Origin of the sequence: Sulfuricurvum sp. (genome assembly GCF_036279695.1) — a bacterium.
In the GTDB taxonomy this organism is placed as follows: Bacteria; Campylobacterota; Campylobacteria; order Campylobacterales; family Sulfurimonadaceae; genus Sulfuricurvum.
The window spans coordinates 1-16,266 of sequence record NZ_DASUIQ010000027.1; the positions used below are offsets into that span (position 1 = coordinate 1).

Genomic DNA, 16,266 nt, shown 5'->3' on the forward strand with positions numbered 1-16,266 from the left:
GGTTGCTGCTGTTGATGTTAAAAACATCAAAAAGATGATCGTAGGCTAAAACCTATTAACCCTCCAGCATAACGCTGGGCAAGTCCGCAAAGCGGCACCCCGTCATTAAAATTGAAATGAACCGGGTCAAGAAAGGAAAACTATGCCAAGAGTAAAAACTGGTGTCGTAAGACGCAGACGTCATAAAAAAGTATTGAAACTCGCACGTGGTTTCTACAGTGCACGCCACAAACATTTCCGTAAAGCGAAAGAGCAACTCGAGCGCTCACTCGTATACGCGTTTCGTGACCGTAAACAGAAAAAACGTGAGTTCCGTAAATTGTGGATTATCCGTATCAATGCGGCATGTCGCTTAAACGGAATGAGCTATTCAGTATTCATGAACGGCCTTAAACGTGCCAACATCGAACTTGATCGCAAAATCCTTGCTGACATGGCAATGAACGACGCAGCGGCATTTACTGCCCTCACCGCTCAAGCTAAAGCAGCGCTGTAATTCTAAACACTTCGGGGAGTTTCTCCTCGAAGACTTCTTCTCTTATTTCGTAAATCCCAATTTAATTCCAAACGACAAACCGTTCAAAGAACGATTTATTGCTCGATTTTATACCCTTTGCTTTCCAGACATTTCTGACATTCTACGGTAACCGGTGCTTTTGAGGCTTCACCTGCGGCTTTTAGATCGTAATAGTGGCACTCTTGAAAATCAGATTTAATAATATCTTCTGTTTTTCCTGCAGGACAAATCATCCCATTGATAGTAAATTCTTTTTCAGCGCATCCGCTAATGAGAAACATTGCGGCGAGAGTGCCGAATAGGAGATCCTTTTTCATAATCAATATCCTTATTTTTTATTAGACTATAGTAACATAAAAATAATATTTCAAGCCGAAGTTAACAAAATGAAGTTTTTAAATAAAGGGATTAGCGTTTGAGAAGACATATATGTTCACGAGGATTAGATATTTATCAAATTGAAGGTTCTTATCAAATGGTTGATCAGGTAGGGAATACGATACAACTTGATTCAATTAGTGACGATACATTATTCGAACAATTCAATCTTAGATTGATTGAGGATGAATGTGGAATTGAAGAATTACGAGATTTGATACGTAAAATTTTTTATGAATTAGATGAATCTTTGTCTAAAGTTTTTAGGCTATCACTAGGAGATAGATATTTATTACCAAGTGCTATATTCGAAAATGGCTATGGGAATGGTAATACTGAAGTTCATAATAAAGCTGTAGAAATGTATATTAATTCTTTAGTGATCAGCGAATCAGATTATACTAAATGGATTAATTTTGCTGATTTCAATAAGTTATACAATGATTTTTTCTCGTTAATTGATCAGGCGACTAAACATTATATTGAATTTTTGACATACATGAGAAACAATATTCCGCTAAAGATCCAAATTATGAATGGATGGGAAAATTCTAATGAAGTAATATCAGACGATTCAAAAGTAGCAGGATTAATAACAATATCGATTATATCATTTTGTTCTGCACTGGATATTGCAGGACGTATGAGTGAATTTATACATTTGATTGATCCAGAAACATCGAATAGTGATATTTATCTTGAGAAGTTAAATAGAACGTATTTTGCTGACTTAAAAAAGACACCGCTTAAAGGTTATGTTGAGGATAAAATCTTCAATGCTCTTATCAAACTTAGAAATGATCTTGTGCATAATACGGGCATACTCGAATTTGAACGAAATTGCTATATTGGATTCGCTACACCATGTGTGAATGAAAATAAACTAGCCTATTTCTATATCCCGTTTAGAGATATTGATGATAGAGGTGAAGCAATAAAATTGCATGGGCGAAGATTTTTCAATTCGCAAGAAAATGATATAGATGTATTTTTGAGTGATGTTATAAAGACTATGAAGCTCTTTGTCGGAGATTTTCAGAGTTATGTATTGAGAGAGCTCAATACAAAAAGTTTAGTAACTAATTAAATCCCTCATAGCTTCAGCAGTTTTTCTAATTTCCCATTGAGCGTGTTCGTCTAATCGAAGCTTGAAGTAATTAGCAAGCTGGGTAGGCATGAATGCTCCCCAGATTTGAGTATAGGCAGCTTGAGGGATGATTCTACGTGCTTCTTGAGGTTTAACGCCATGCTCGAGAGCATTCATGTAATGTTCTACACATAGGTCAATAATTTTCTGCGTATCGAATTCATTTGTTTTGATAGAAATCATATGTTCACTAATGTAAAAGTCGAAAGGAACCCTTTTCCCCGATACATATCTTCGTGAAAGTTCTTGCCAATTGACTCGGTGGCGAACCATTTGTGAGCGTGTCGGTAAGTCAACTTTGTATAAAAATACATGAAAATGTTTTCGGATGATTTCTGCTTCTTCAAGGGTATTGAAAATTTGTCTGATGTCAAAGCTGTATCCAGCTTTATCGTTTTCAAAATCATATACGATCGCGCGATAATTCGTCAGTAAATATTTGCCGTTTTCAACAAGTTCTCCGAATTTTTTTACATTGCTGTATTCTTTATGGAGCAGTTCTTTGTGTTGCGGATTATCGTAGTCTAGCAATACAGGGACAAATTCGAACGAACTGGAGGGGAGTCCCATCGATTCAGCCATCAGGCGATTGTAAAGCGTTTCACTGCCTAAAGCTTTTGGGGACTGGTAGCAGATTGAAGCAACTTGGGTAATTGCTAAAATGCGCTTTTCTTCTGAAGTATTGGCTTGAGAAAAATCCCATTTTTCTACAAAAGCGATATTATCTCCAAATATATTCTCTTGGGTACCTATTTTTGCAATAGACATGGGCGCTTCCTGCTGAAGATTTGTTAAAAAGTATAGCGAAGTTGAGTTTAAAAACGGAGACGAAGGTGTGCAAAGCACACCTTACATAACGAAAACGTGAGGAACGATAAGTGGATATTTTTTCATTTTGCGGTAGATATGTTTACGTACCACTTGGCGAAGATCGTTTTCCAACGCTTTCGGGTTCTCGATAAGCCCCGGTTTGAGGTTGATCAAGAAGTGCTCTAACACATCTTCCATCTCTTGGGCAAACGCTTTGTCATGGCGGTCGGCAACGATCCCGAAGCTGGTGACAAGAGGTTTGGAGAGGAGGCGTGATTCTGCGGCACTCACTTGAGCCACCAACATAACCATCCCCTCAGATGCCATTTTTTGGCGATCGATAACGATGTCGTCTTCGATTTGGTGGTTATTTTGGTTATCGATATAAGTTTTACCCGTTTTAACGGTTTTGGCTTTGCGCATCATTTTGCTGTTGACTTCGATGCAGTCGCCATCGCTCATCAAGAGGATGTTACGTTCCGGAACGCCGCAAGTGATTGCGGTCTCTTTGTGTTTCATGATGTGGTTGTATTCACCGTGAACAGGGAGGAAGAATTTAGGGTTGGTGAGGCGGAGCATCAATTTTTGCTCCTCCATACTCGCGTGACCCGATACGTGAATATCGCGATCATTCGCTACACGTGCACCGGCACGTTGGAGATAGTTGAGCATCCCTGAAATAGAACCCTCATTTCCCGGAATCGCACGAGCCGAGAGGACGATCAAATCGGTCGGTTTGATTTTGATGTGGCGGTGTTCGCCGATCGCCATACGGAAAAGGGCGGAACTCGGTTCCCCTTGGCTTCCGGTGGTAACGATCAATACATCTTTATCGCTCATGCGGTTTGCCTCTTCGGCATCGATGAAGATATTTTTCGGAAGTTTGATGTAATCGTATTGCATACATACTTCGAGATTTCGCTCCATAGATCGTCCGATAACACATACTTTACGGTTGTATTTCATCCCTGCCAAAATCGCTTGATAGACACGGTGGATATTCGAGCTGAACGTCGACATGATGATACGACCCTCAGATTTTGAGAAGATGCGATCAAATCCCGGAGCTACGGTAAGCTCGCTCGGCGTCCACTCTTTGTTATAGGAGTTGGTGGAATCGGATAGGAGACAAAGAACCCCTTTTTCACCGTAATGGGCAAGACGGTGCAAGTCAGCGGTGTACCCGTCAACCGGCGTATGGTCGATTTTAAAGTCACCCGTATGGATAACGGTTCCCGCTTTGGTCGTGATCGCCAATGAGCTGGAATCGATGATCGAGTGGGTCATGTGCATCCATTCGATGTCGAAATCGTTTCCGATACGGTAAACCTGACGTTTGACGATCGGGTTGAAGTAGCGGCGGAAATCACGCATGTGATGTTCGTCGAATTTGTTACCGATCATCGCCAATGGAAGAGGTGTTCCGTAAATCGGAAATTGCATCTCTTTGAAAAAGTACGGTACACCGCCGATGTGGTCTTCGTGGGCATGGGTGATGATGATCGCTACGATTTTTTTGCGGATTTCACGCAAGTAGGTGAAGTCCGGGACGAGAATATCGACCCCGTGCATCTCTTCATCGGGAAAACTCATCCCGATGTCGATGATAATCGCTTCGTTTTCGGTTTCGATAACGGTGATATTCCCACCGATCTCTCCGAGTCCGCCAAGAGGGGTGATACGAATTTTTTCGTTATTCTCAAGGTTCAATTTATAATGGGGGTTAAGACGGTTTTTATGGGCATCTTGATTTTGAAGTACAAAGTCGCGCAAGTTGTTGTCAATCGGCGTACTCGGGCTTCCTCGGCGACCTCCGCGACCGCGATCACGACCTCCGCGATTCGGTTCGGCATCTACCGCATTGGTTTCGCTCCCCTCTACACGGTCGGTGCGAGGCGGACGATTGTCAGTACGTGGAGGACGGTTATCGGTGCGAGGCGGGCGATTGTCTTGACGCGGAGGACGGTTGTCGGTGCGTGGCGGACGATTGTCTTGACGCGGAGGGCGGTTATCGGTTCGCGGCTCAGTGTTCGGGCGATCCGTTGGAGCGCCTTCAGCGCCTTCTGGGCGATTGGCGTTACGGCTGCGGAAAGGGCGGCGGTTGTTTCGGCGTTGACGGTTTTCCCCTTGGGGCTGCGCTGCTGATCCTGTTTGTTCATCGGACATAGTATTTCCTTCTTTACGCTCTGGCGTAATGGTGTTTAGGTTATGGTTAGATGCTCTAAGAATGCCCAGAAAAGGTTATTTTATAAGGGCGTAGAGCCGGTGAAAGTCAGAGGTGTCAAGCTGATGAGGTCGGATGGAGCGTTCCAGTTCAAGCGTTTCAAACGCTTTAATTAAAGAATCTCCATCATAGCGCGAGGAGAGATTTTTGTGGAGGGTTTTACGGGGCTGTGTAAAGGCCGCTCGTAAAAATTCTTCAAACCCTTCATCATTACGATTCGACCGTTTAGAAATGAGCAGTACGGCAGAATCGACTTTGGGAGCAGGCTCGAATGCGGTTGGGGGGACGTGAATCACGATCTCCGCTTCACCCACACTCTGCGTAATCACGCTGAGCGCTCCAAAAGCTCTCTCTCCAGGTGAGGCAGAAAATTTCTCTGCTACTTCACGCTGTATCATGACAAGCAAGTTTCGGCACGCCGGATCGGCGAGGGCTTTGAGGATGATGTTCGTCGCGATGTAATAGGGCAGGTTTGCCACTAAATCGTACGGTTCATCCAGAAGCTCACTCTTCCAATGCTCTAACACGTCTCCGCAACGGAGCTCAAGAGTATTGGTGTTGATAGCATCGGCAAATTGGTGCTTTAAATGCTTGCACAAGTCGGTATCGACCTCAAAAGCGGTAACACTTTTGACATCAACTAAATACTTAGTTAAATCACCTAATCCAGGCCCGATTTCTGCGATACGGTGAGGTGTATCGGGCATCGATTGGATGATTTGGGCTAAAACAGCTTCATCTTTTAGAAAATTTTGGCCAAATTTCTTTTTGGCAATTTTGGCACGATCTTGTTGCATTGTAATTATTGTACCCAATAAAGTGTTAATCCCCTATTAAAAAATAAATTGCCCCCCTTTATCGTTACCTTTGGTAATCAAAGTTATAATTTCATAATGATTGCGCACAAGGTGTCAAATGGATAATTTTTTTGCGAAGCGGATTATTCCGTGCCTCGATGTCAAAGATGGTCGGGTCGTTAAGGGTGTCAATTTCGTCGGTCTCAAAGACGCGGGGGATCCCGTCGAAGTCGCCAAACGGTACAACGAAGAGGGGGCGGATGAACTGACATTCCTCGATATTACCGCTTCACACGAAGAGCGGGATACGATTGTTCACATCGTAGAACAAGTGGCGAAAGAGGTCTTTATCCCTCTCACCGTCGGCGGGGGAATCCGCGAACTGAACGATATTTATAAACTTCTTGCGGTTGGATGTGACAAAGTGAGTATCAACTCTGCGGCAATCAAACGTCCTGAGTTTATCAATGAGGGAGCTAAACGTTTCGGTTCTCAGTGTATCGTCGTCGCTATCGATGTGAAGCGTACCGGCGATCAGTACAACGTCTATCTCAACGGCGGTCGGGTCGATACGGGGATTAATGCTTACGAGTGGGCAAAAGAGGTTGTGGATCGCGGTGCGGGGGAAATTCTCCTCACTTCGATGGATGCCGACGGTACCAAAGCGGGATTTGACCTCTCTATCACCGAGCAGATCAGCCGCGCCGTCAATGTTCCCGTTATCGCCAGCGGCGGTGCGGGGACGATGGAGCATATCAAAGAGGCTTTCGAGCACGGTGCCGATGCGGCACTGGCAGCGAGTATCTTCCACTACAAAGAGATTGACATCATGGATCTCAAACGCTACCTATCGGCTAATGGGATTCCGGTACGGTTATGATTTTATGCGCGGGTAATAACGAGACGTTTGATTTTGCGATACCGATAGGGGTAGGACTGATCGACAGTGCGATCAATCTCACCCGCCATTGTTTGGTTCATAAGCCCGAATTTCTCCTCTTCGTCGGAAGTGCGGGAAGTTACGGTGAGCATAAAATCAACGACATCATTGAGTCTAAAACAGCGGCTAACATCGAGTTAGGGTTTTTGGATAAAAGTGCTTATACCCCTATCGATAACGTCGTTTCTGCACAAACGGAATCGATTAAAGATGTTATTGTTAACTCCTCGAACTACATCACGACGAGTGAGCATGCTATGGAGCAAATGAGAGCGCTGGGGATGGGGATTGAAAACATGGAGTTTTTTAGTGTTATGCGAGTGGCTCAGGTTTTCGGTATTCCTGCGGGGGGTGTTTTTTGTATCACCAACTATTGCGATACCAATGCCCATCGGGACTTTATCGCCAATCACGGGTTTGCCAAAGTGCTACTCCGTGAACATCTCAAAGAAAAAGGGCTGATTCATGCCTAAAAAATGTATCCTCGATTACACCAAAGCCGAACTTGCATCGATGGTGAAACCCTCCTTTCGTGCCAAACAGATTTGGGGATGGATCTACCATCAGTATGCGACGAGCTTTGATGTGATGGCAAATCTCCCTAAAGCGATGCGCGAAGAGCTAAGTGCTGAGTATGAAATTATGCCCCTCAAAATCGCCCGTAAAGAGTGCTCTAGCGATGGGACGATCAAATACCTCTTTGAACTGAGTGATGGTAAAACGGTTGAGACGGTGTGGCTCAAGATGAAAGACGAGTCCATCGACGATGAGGGAAATATCGAACACGAAGCCCGTTTTACCGTCTGTGTTTCGACGCAGGTGGGGTGCAAGGTGGGGTGTTCATTTTGTCTCACCGCGAAAGGGGGATTTACCCGTGATCTGAGTGCGGGAGAGATCGTGGCACAAGTGTTAGCGGTGAAGATGGATAACAACCTCGCAGCCCATCGACGGCTCAATATCGTCTATATGGGGATGGGGGAGCCGCTCGATAATCTCGATAATCTGGCACATGCGATTACAATCCTCAAAGACGAAGAGGGGTTATCGATTTCGGGGAAACGGCAAACGGTTTCGACGAGCGGATTGAGCACCAAGATCGACAAACTGGGTCAGATGGATTTGGGAGTGCATATCGCCATCAGCCTTCATGCCGTTGATGATGAACTCCGTAGCGAATTGATCCCGATGAATAAAGCCTATAACATCGCCTCGATCATCGAAGCGGTGAAGCGGTTTCCGATCGACACACGAAAGCGGGTGATGTTTGAGTATCTTGTCATCAAAGGGAAAAACGATGATCTCACGTCCGCCAAAAAGTTGGTGAAACTTCTCCACGGGATTAAGTCCAAGGTGAATCTGATCTATTTTAATCCGTATCCCGGAAGTGATTATCAACGCCCGACCCGTGCCGATATGGTTGCATTTCAGGAGTATCTAGTCAAACACGGAGTATTGTGTACCATCCGCGATTCCAAAGGGTTGGACATCAGTGCGGCGTGCGGACAGCTAAAAGAGAAAGACTTAAAGGAAACGGCACAATGAGCGGAATGGATTGGTTTCAGGTTGGATTTTTGGTGATCGTGGTGGGTGTCGGTTTGGGCAGTTTTATCTGGGCCGCACTGAAAAAAGATTAACGGAAAAGAGTATTGATTTTTTCGATGAGGTCGAGCGGATCGGTTTGAATGCCGTGGACCATAAATCCAAAGTGAAGATGAGGGCCTGTAATCCGTCCGGTATCTCCGCTTAGAGCGATAGTATCTCCCTGTTTTACATAATCCCCCACTTTCACATCGTATCGGCTAAGATGAAAATAGCAGCTGTAAATCCCTTCACCGTGATCGATGATAATCGTCCCTCCTGAGTAATAGCGATCTTCGGCAAGGACAACGATGCCGTTGTTAGTAGCTTGGATCGGGATGGGGGTTCGGGCTCTGAAATCAACTCCGCCGTGATAGCTTTTTAGTGTTTCGTTGTAGGTACGCTTGGAACCGTATTCACTGGTGATATTCGATTCGAGCGGTTTGATAAATGCTTTATCCCAATAGCGTATCGGGGTAAAGCGGGCATAGATTTCTTTTGCTTGGACACGTTCGCGTTCGATCTGCTCAAGCGCTTCACTCGGCGGGGTTACTTTGGCGGGATCGACACTGAGTGTTTCGGTGGGATAGATCGCTTCTTCGACATGTAGAGAAATTTGGGATGTTTTACCGGGTGCGATCCACGTCAGATTCGTGTCCCCGATAGCGGCGTAATAGTCGATGGGGAGGATAGCGATCCCTTGTGTTTTATATATGGGATGAGATAAAACGGAGATATTCATTTCAGGGGTAGTGATAGTTCCCGATGGGCTAGGAACGGAGAGAATGATACTTTTTCCGTTGTATCCTACATCTGCAAAAAGGGCTAAAACGAACAGCCCCAAAATAACCAGTACACGCATCATCGACCCCGAATTTTTAATAAGCGGTATTGTAACATTAATGAGATACGGAATCACGTTAGAAACTTTATAAAAAATTATGTTATTATCAATATTATTTGTTGGTGCTAAAGAGAGTGATGGTATGAAAAAAGCTCGTATTTTGAGTTTTGTATTGCTGTTTTTGATGGGCACGGTAGCGGTTCTTTATTTTTATGTGAACCGCCCTGCCGATGCATCTAAAATACATATTTCTTCCAACCCTTGGGTCGGGTTTACCCCGTTTATTTACGCGCAGGAGAAAGGGTGGTTGGAAAAGAGCTCCTTTCGATTTATCTGGCTCGTTGATCTCGCCGAAAACTCTCATTACCATGAACGCGGATTTACCCAAGGATTTACCGCTACACAGTATGAACTTTTTCATTTTAACGATTGGCAAAAAATGAAACCGGTATTTCTAATAGACCGATCATACGGAGCCGATGCGATTGTTTCAAATCGATCCATTCAAGAACTCCGTAGCACAAAAGAGACGGTCGACGTTTATTTGGAACAAGGATCGCTAAATGATGATTTTTTTGATGCATTTGTTTCGGAACAAGGGCTCAAAAGCGTTAAATTTCATAAAATAAATGCGTGCCAAAAAAACATTCTCTCCCTTAACGAGGTAGCGCGGCCGATTGTCATTATTTCATACCAGCCATACCTTTCGGGATTGCTCAAAAAAGGGTATCAGCCTATCGCGTCTACTCGGACGATGAAATCGTTTTCGGTGATTGATGCTTTGTTTGTGGATGAAGAGGTTATCAACGGAAGAGAAAGGGAATTCGCTCAGCTCAAAGAGATGTTTGAGCGAGGGGTGGCACAACTTCAAAACGATCCGCATGAATACTATGAGACGGTTAAAGGGTATTTGGAAGGGCAAAGCTATGATGAGTTTATCTCTACCACGGCTCAGATAGAGTGGCTGCATCAAGGAAATCAAACAAAAGTGATAGAGCATCTTAACGCACAACACGTGAAAACGGATAGGCTTATACCGTGAAATTAGAGCGATTTAATCTTATTAACTTAGCGATCTTTTTCCTGATTATCGGGACATTATCGGGGAGTTTTTATTATTATGAGCGACTTACAACACTGCGTTATCTTTCGGAGCGGATTAACCAAAGCTTGTTTCGACTTGAAGGGGATATTCAAGATGCGTTTCAAGATGAGCATTTAGAAGATATACAAGAGTTGCTTGATCAAGCAAGTGCGATTGACAGTGCTATGGGGACACTTTCCGTATCGTTGGACGGCGAAACCATCGCCGTCTCATCATCGCGCTCATTACGAGGAAAGAGCATTGAAGGAACCTATTATCCCTTGGCTCAGATTTCGCAAAGGCTTGTTAAAGAGAGCTCGTTACGCTATTCGGGCGAGATAAAATATTTTTCGGGTACGGTAAAGAAAAAAGCGGTTTTGTTGGTTGAGTTGAACGGTGAGTATATTTTTGAACGGCTTAATCAGATCGTACTGTTTTACGGAATCTCGCTATTTTTGGTGTTAGGGATTATCGGGATCGGTATTATGAAGGGGGTGAAGCGATGGATCTCTCTGCCGCTTGAGAGGATAGCTTTACGTTCACGAGAAAAAAATCCGATTGCTGAAGTCCATTTTATCGAGGAACTCTCCATTCTGGATCAGAGCTTATGTGATTCGGTCCATTCAATGCAGGCTCAGCAAATCCGGCTCAAAGAGGCGCTCGAAGAATCGTTGTATTTAGATCGGATACTTCGCACCGTTGCAGACATTAATCAACTATTGATTACGGCGAAAAATGTGGATGAACTGTTAATGAGCTCCTGTCAGAGATTAGCCGATCACTCCGGATACGGATTGTGTCATATCGCACTAAAAGAGGGAAACGGGCTCAGTATTGAAGCGTACTCTTCCGATCCGACGGGGTATTTATATCCGAAAATGAAAATCTCACTGGAGGGGGATATTGAAGAGAACAGCCCTATCGCCAGAGCATTTAGAGCGTCTTCGACGGTAGTCATGGAAAATTTGGAGTGTGAAGCGACGTCGAATGAGTGGTATTTAATTGCCGAGAGGGGACAATTCGGATCGATGATCTCCCTTCCGCTAGTAAGTTCGGTGGATGCACTGCCGCTAGGGGTCATGACGCTATATGCTAAAAGTTCAAACGGGTTTGAGTTAAAAGAGATTGCGATGCTCGAAGAACTGTCCGATGATATAGGATTTGCAATACGATCATTTACTCAACGTGAACAGCTGCAATACCATCTCACGACCGATGCAAATACCGATTTGCCGAATCGATTTTCTTTGGTCGAAACTTTGATGCGCGAAAACGTATGTGCATTGGCTATTATCAATATCGATCGCTTCAGCGATATAAACGAAGTATACGGAATCGGGATCGGAGATGCGATTTTAGCGAAGTACGGAGAATGGCTTCGTCTAAATATCGCAACAACAAGGAAGATCGAACTCTACAAACTGGGGAGCGATGAATACGTATTGGTTGCGTTGGACTGTGATGATTTGGATCACTTTGTGATCTTTTTGCAAGGATTGATTGAAGCAACCCAAAAAGAGGTGTTTGTTGTCGATGATATTGAGATTATTCTGAGTGTTACCATCGGGGTCGCTCACTCGCATGAACGGGGATTGGAGCACGCTACCGCCGCGCTCAAACAGGCAAAACGCAACCGCCACAGTTTGGAGCTTTTTTCAAGTGAATCCAAAAAAGAACAAGAGAATAATATAGCGTGGTATAAACGGATCAAAGAGGCGATAGAAGAGTCTCGAATCGTCCCGTATTTTCAGCCGATTGTGGACAATAACAGCGGAAAAATCATCAAATACGAAGCGCTTATGCGCTTGATTGAGCGAGACGGCAGTGCGCTCTCCCCTTATCTGTTTTTAGACATTGCCAAAAAAACAAAACTCTATCCGGAATTGACCAAAATAATGGTCGATAAAGTGGTCGAAGTATTTAAAAATTCGGATAATCGAGTCAGTCTAAACCTCTCAACGCAAGATTTGACGAATCCGAATTTGTCCGATTATTTGGAATATATGATCCAAACAAACGACATGGGAAAATCTATCATTTTTGAAATATTAGAGAGTGAAGGGATTGACAATTATAGCTCTGTGATCGAGTTTGTCGATCGCTTTAAAGCCATCGGATGTCGTTTCGCGATTGATGATTTCGGGTCAGGATATTCAAATTTTGATCATTTGCTAAAACTGAGTATCGATACGTTAAAAATTGACGCAAGTTTGATTAAAAATCTGCCGCATGACCGCAATGCGCAGATTTTCGTCAAACATATATGCGATTTCGCGCATGAGATGGGGATTAGTGTCGTGGCTGAATTTGTCGCAAATGAAGACATTTTTCATCATGTGAAGGCGATCGGTATCGATGCGTCACAAGGGTATTATTTTTATGAGCCCTCACCTACGCTGATTGAAGAGAGGTAACGATGGGAAGTAGCTATATCGGTCGTCAACCTATTGTCAATGAGCGGGGTAGTCTCATCGCGTATGATCTTTTTTCATCTTCACAGAGTATGAATGCTCAGGCAACCGCAACTCTGATCAATGATCTGCAAAGCGCATTCGGGATCGAGCGGATACTCGGAAAACGGATTGGATTTATTCGGGTCGATCATCGGTTTATTTTTCACGGTTTATTTACCCTTCTTCCGAAAGAGAGGGTGATTTATGCCCTATTGGAAGAGAGTGTTGTGGATGAAGCGTTATGCGCTCAACTCGAGAAACTAAAAGGGGAGGGGTACCGCTTCGCCCTCAATGATTTCGCCTTTACCGCTGAAAATAGAGAGAAATTTGCTCCCATATTCCCTTATTTGGAATACGTTAAGATTGATATTCCCCGAAGCGGACAGATTAAACGTGATGATGTAGCGCAGTTGAAACAGCAAGGGCTCAGTGTTATCGGAGCGAAGATCGAATCGCACGATAGTCACGCCGAGTGCGTCGCAAAAGGGTTTACCTATTTTCAAGGCTATTTTATCTCCAAGCCGAAAATTCTCGAAAACCCCTCTTTTTCTCTCGACCAAGAGGCGGTTATCCAGTTATGGAATATGCTCCAGTCCGATGCCGATATTGAACATCTGGTGAGGGCATTTGAGCTGAATCATATGGTGAGTTTAAAGCTGATGCGATTTATTAATTCAGCGGTATTTTCATTGAAAAACCCTGTTTCCTCGGTGCGTCATGTCTTAACATTGGTAGGGAGAGAACCCCTTTTGCATTGGGTCATGTTGCTGATGTTTTCGGAATCTCATGGATCAAATCAAAATACGATACCTTTGATGCTAATGGTAATCAATCGGACAGAGTTGATGACACAGCTCCTAGAGCTGATTAATCCGAATGCGACAAAATCTCAAAAGGCAACCGCCTACTTTGTCGGGATGCTCTCCTTGATCCACCTTTTGTTTCATATTCCCCATCGCGAAGTGCTTAGACGGCTGAATGTCGCCCCTGAAATAGAGCGGGCATTGTTCGAGGGGGACGGATTTTACGGTGAGTTGTTAACGATGGTGCGTTCCATCGAGATACTTGATTCTGAGGGGATTGAAACATTTTTGGCAAAACATAGCTTGGAATACAGTGCTTTGGAACCGTTGATAGCTTCCGCGATGGAAAAAGTCAATCAGTTTGATGAAGCGATGGGGTAAATGATATGATTTTGAAGTTTTGGTTGATTTTTTGAAGAAGAGAAAGATACCGAAGCCCATAAAAATAGGGGTTTTTCGATGGTGCGGATGAAAGGACTTGAACCTTCACACCGTTAGGCACCAGATCCTAAGTCTGGCGTGTCTACCAATTTCACCACATCCGCATAAAAAGTCTAAGGTGGTACGCCCTAGAGGATTCGAACCTCTGACCGATGCCTTAGAAGGGCATTGCTCTATCCAGCTGAGCTAAGGACGCGAGAGTATATATGGTGCGCCCGATAGGGTTCGAACCTATAACCTACGGATCCGAAGTCCGTTACTCTATCCAGTTGAGCTACGAACGCACATCCTTCTAAAACATCGCGTATCAGAAGAGTTTCAAACCAGAAACAAATGGGGTGGGTGATGGGAATCGAACCCACGACCCTCAGAACCACAACCTGATGCTCTAACCGACTGAGCTACACCCACCATCTGTAATAAAGAATCTGTTTGAAAATAAGATACAAAAAAGAAAAAAAACATGGTCGGGGCGAGAGGACTCGAACCTCCGGCCCCTTGGTCCCAAACCAAGTACTCTAACCATACTGAGCTACGCCCCGACCTTCATCTAATCAAACTCAGGTGAGCCAATTAGTGAGGCGAAATTATAGTCGAAAATCTAATAAATGTCAATAGCCTTTATGATTTTGCTATAATTCATAAAATAAGGAATCAATTTTGCTAATGATTCAACAAGAAGCGGGATAAGGAAAAGAATGAAGATAGCACATTTTAGCCGGTGGGGATTTTTGATGGCTGCCGCAGGTTCAGCGGTAGGATTAGGAAATATATGGAAATTCCCCTATATAACAGGTGAATACGGCGGCGGTGCATTTGTTCTGGTCTATTTGTTGACGGTTGTATTAGTTGGTTTTTCTGTGATGATTGCCGAGATGCTCATCGGGTATTTGGGGCGACGTGATGGCGTGGGGGCGTTTGAAGATTTGGCACCGCGCCACAAAGAGAGATGGAAATACGCAGGGTTTATGGGATTGTCCGGAACACTGGTGATGTTTTATTACTCGGTTGTTATCGGATGGATTTTTTACTATATCACTCTCTCTTTCGGTACGCTTCCAGCGACCATACCCGAAGCTGAGGGGATTTATAACAATCTCATGACGCAAGGTGTCGGGACACAGATTTTTTTCCATACACTTGCATTTATGATTACGACAGCCGTACTGATTCGTGGGATCAAGGGGGGGATTGAAAAATTCAATCTCGTGCTGATGCCGTCGCTTATTATGATTATTGCGGGGATGCTCGTTTATGCGATGGGCATGGAGAGTTTCCCAAAAGCGGTCAGTTATATGTTTAACCCTGATTGGAGTAAGCTCACCTCCGAAGCGTTTGCGGTAGCCGTCGGACATGCGTTTTTTACCCTTTCTCTGGGGATGGGGGCGATTATGATCTATTCGGCATCATTGCCCAAAGATAGTAATCTGGTTCGTGCTTCGATCTTTGTTATCGTCACCGATACGTTGATTGCATTGGCAGCCGGATTGGTACTGTTTACCTTTTTGTTCCAATACGGAGCTGAACCGGCGAAAGGGCCGGGGCTTGTCTTTATCTCTTTGCCTGCTGTTTTTCATGCGATGGGGCTGGTCGGAAATGTATTGGCCGTCCTCTTTTTCATGGCACTGGCGTTTGCAGGGCTTACGTCGGCGGTTTCACTCGTTGAACCGATGGTGCAGTACCTGATCGACCGATGGGATATGAGCCGTACCAAAGCCGCTATAGCGATGGGAACATTCTTTTATCTGTTTGGTATTGTTGCAATCTTTTCACTCAGTGCGGAAACATCCGCGTATTTGACATGGGGCGGGAAAAGTTTCTTTGATTGGTCGGATTATCTGACTTCCAATGTTTTCTTGCCGTTTGCAGGGCTGGTTATGGCGGTATTTGTGGGTCATATCATCGAAAAAGAACGGGTTGCTTCGGTTCTTCAAAAGGACATGGGATGGTTTTATCCGATTTGGCGCTTTAGCGTCCGATTTATCGCTCCGGTAGCCCTTTTTGTGGTAATGTTAAATTTGATGGGATTCATTGAGTTCTAATGAGAGAAGAGGTGAGAATGAGTACATTACGTCAAGTGTTGACGCTTCCCGTTATCGTTATTGCGATGGGGTATTTTGTTGATATTTACGATCTAATTTTATTTGGGGTTGTGCGGGTTAGCAGTTTAACCGAATTGGGGCTGGATAAAGACGGTATTACTCTGTGGGGATCGTATATCCTCAATGCTCAGATGGCTGGGATGCTGAT

General features: G+C 44.3%; 14 protein-coding genes, 5 tRNA genes and 1 pseudogene. 10 read left to right on the plus strand and 10 right to left on the minus strand.

The features are described from left to right. Positions 1-142: 142 nt before the first annotated feature. A complete protein-coding gene (rplT, locus tag VFW36_RS03155; RefSeq protein ID WP_324790825.1) occupies positions 143-496 on the plus strand; it encodes a 50S ribosomal protein L20 in 354 nt (117 codons plus the stop codon). 95 nt (positions 497-591) lie between these two features. Here rplT and VFW36_RS03160 read toward each other — a convergent pair whose 3' ends face one another. Further along, complete coding sequence (locus VFW36_RS03160; RefSeq protein ID WP_329657363.1) at positions 592-834, minus strand: hypothetical protein; 243 nt, start codon at positions 832-834, stop codon at positions 592-594. A gap of 158 nt (positions 835-992) precedes the next feature. On the opposite strand from VFW36_RS03160, the gene VFW36_RS03165 reads away from it, so the two are divergent. Then, the gene (locus VFW36_RS03165; RefSeq protein ID WP_329657364.1) at positions 993-1,982 is read left to right on the plus strand and encodes a hypothetical protein; all 990 of its coding nucleotides are present in this window, start codon (positions 993-995) and stop codon (positions 1,980-1,982) included. On the opposite strand, the gene VFW36_RS03170 is transcribed toward VFW36_RS03165, so the two are convergent. The 3 genes from VFW36_RS03170 to rsmA all read right to left on the minus strand — a co-directional run bounded on the left by VFW36_RS03170 (position 1,968) and on the right by rsmA (position 5,873). After that, positions 1,968-2,810 (minus strand): FAD-dependent thymidylate synthase, encoded by an 843-nt coding sequence (locus tag VFW36_RS03170; protein ID WP_329657365.1) that lies wholly within the window; start codon positions 2,808-2,810, stop codon positions 1,968-1,970. The genes VFW36_RS03165 and VFW36_RS03170 overlap by 15 nt on opposite strands. An 81-nt stretch (positions 2,811-2,891) precedes the next feature. Further along, the gene (locus tag VFW36_RS03175; RefSeq protein WP_329657366.1) at positions 2,892-5,018 is read right to left on the minus strand and encodes an RNase J family beta-CASP ribonuclease; all 2,127 of its coding nucleotides are present in this window, start codon (positions 5,016-5,018) and stop codon (positions 2,892-2,894) included. Positions 5,019-5,093: 75 nt separating this feature from the next. Then, complete coding sequence (gene rsmA / locus VFW36_RS03180) at positions 5,094-5,873, minus strand: 16S rRNA (adenine(1518)-N(6)/adenine(1519)-N(6))-dimethyltransferase RsmA (protein WP_329657367.1); 780 nt, start codon at positions 5,871-5,873, stop codon at positions 5,094-5,096. 118 nt (positions 5,874-5,991) lie between these two features. On the opposite strand from rsmA, the gene hisF reads away from it, so the two are divergent. Genes hisF through rlmN form a run of 3 tightly spaced genes read left to right on the plus strand, consistent with a single transcriptional unit; the run spans position 5,992 to position 8,355 of the window. Continuing rightward, entirely contained in the window at positions 5,992-6,753 is a 762-nt protein-coding gene (gene hisF, locus VFW36_RS03185) for an imidazole glycerol phosphate synthase subunit HisF (protein ID WP_329657368.1), read from the plus strand. After that, on the plus strand, positions 6,750-7,286 hold the full coding sequence (locus VFW36_RS03190; RefSeq protein ID WP_329657369.1) for a purine-nucleoside phosphorylase: 537 nt from the start codon (positions 6,750-6,752) through the stop codon (positions 7,284-7,286). Before hisF ends, VFW36_RS03190 begins: the two co-directional genes overlap by 4 nt. After that, entirely contained in the window at positions 7,279-8,355 is a 1,077-nt protein-coding gene (rlmN, locus tag VFW36_RS03195) for a 23S rRNA (adenine(2503)-C(2))-methyltransferase RlmN (RefSeq protein WP_329657370.1), read from the plus strand. The genes VFW36_RS03190 and rlmN overlap by 8 nt, the downstream gene beginning before the upstream one ends. A gap of 88 nt (positions 8,356-8,443) precedes the next feature. Here the strand turns inward: rlmN and VFW36_RS03200 are convergent, their stop codons facing one another. Continuing rightward, a complete protein-coding gene (locus VFW36_RS03200) occupies positions 8,444-9,310 on the minus strand; it encodes a M23 family metallopeptidase (RefSeq protein ID WP_329657371.1) in 867 nt (288 codons plus the stop codon). A gap of 67 nt (positions 9,311-9,377) precedes the next feature. Between VFW36_RS03200 and VFW36_RS03205 the strand changes: the two genes are divergently transcribed. From VFW36_RS03205 to VFW36_RS03215, 3 genes are read left to right on the plus strand one after another with little or no spacing between them, the layout of a single operon-like run. Then, the gene (locus tag VFW36_RS03205) at positions 9,378-10,277 is read left to right on the plus strand and encodes a hypothetical protein (RefSeq protein WP_329657372.1); all 900 of its coding nucleotides are present in this window, start codon (positions 9,378-9,380) and stop codon (positions 10,275-10,277) included. Beyond that, a complete protein-coding gene (locus VFW36_RS03210; RefSeq protein ID WP_329657373.1) occupies positions 10,274-12,733 on the plus strand; it encodes a GGDEF domain-containing protein in 2,460 nt (819 codons plus the stop codon). The genes VFW36_RS03205 and VFW36_RS03210 overlap by 4 nt, the downstream gene beginning before the upstream one ends. 2 nt (positions 12,734-12,735) lie before the next feature. Then, entirely contained in the window at positions 12,736-13,956 is a 1,221-nt protein-coding gene (locus VFW36_RS03215) for an EAL and HDOD domain-containing protein (RefSeq protein WP_329657374.1), read from the plus strand. A 79-nt stretch (positions 13,957-14,035) separates the two neighbouring features. Here the strand turns inward: VFW36_RS03215 and VFW36_RS03220 are convergent. The 5 genes from VFW36_RS03220 to VFW36_RS03240 all read right to left on the minus strand — a co-directional run bounded on the left by VFW36_RS03220 (position 14,036) and on the right by VFW36_RS03240 (position 14,558). Beyond that, positions 14,036-14,120 (minus strand) — tRNA-Leu (locus tag VFW36_RS03220). A gap of 15 nt (positions 14,121-14,135) precedes the next feature. Beyond that, positions 14,136-14,212: transfer RNA gene (locus tag VFW36_RS03225), tRNA-Arg, on the minus strand. 11 nt (positions 14,213-14,223) lie between these two features. Further along, positions 14,224-14,300 (minus strand) — tRNA-Arg (locus tag VFW36_RS03230). A gap of 50 nt (positions 14,301-14,350) precedes the next feature. Then, positions 14,351-14,427, minus strand: a tRNA-His gene (locus VFW36_RS03235). A gap of 53 nt (positions 14,428-14,480) precedes the next feature. Then, a tRNA-Pro gene (locus tag VFW36_RS03240) sits at positions 14,481-14,558 on the minus strand. 156 nt (positions 14,559-14,714) lie between these two features. On the opposite strand from VFW36_RS03240, the gene VFW36_RS03245 reads away from it, so the two are divergent. Continuing rightward, a complete protein-coding gene (locus VFW36_RS03245; protein WP_329657375.1) occupies positions 14,715-16,058 on the plus strand; it encodes a sodium-dependent transporter in 1,344 nt (447 codons plus the stop codon). Positions 16,059-16,075: 17 nt separating this feature from the next. After that, positions 16,076-16,266: pseudogene (locus VFW36_RS03250) on the plus strand (MFS transporter); the annotation flags it as partial.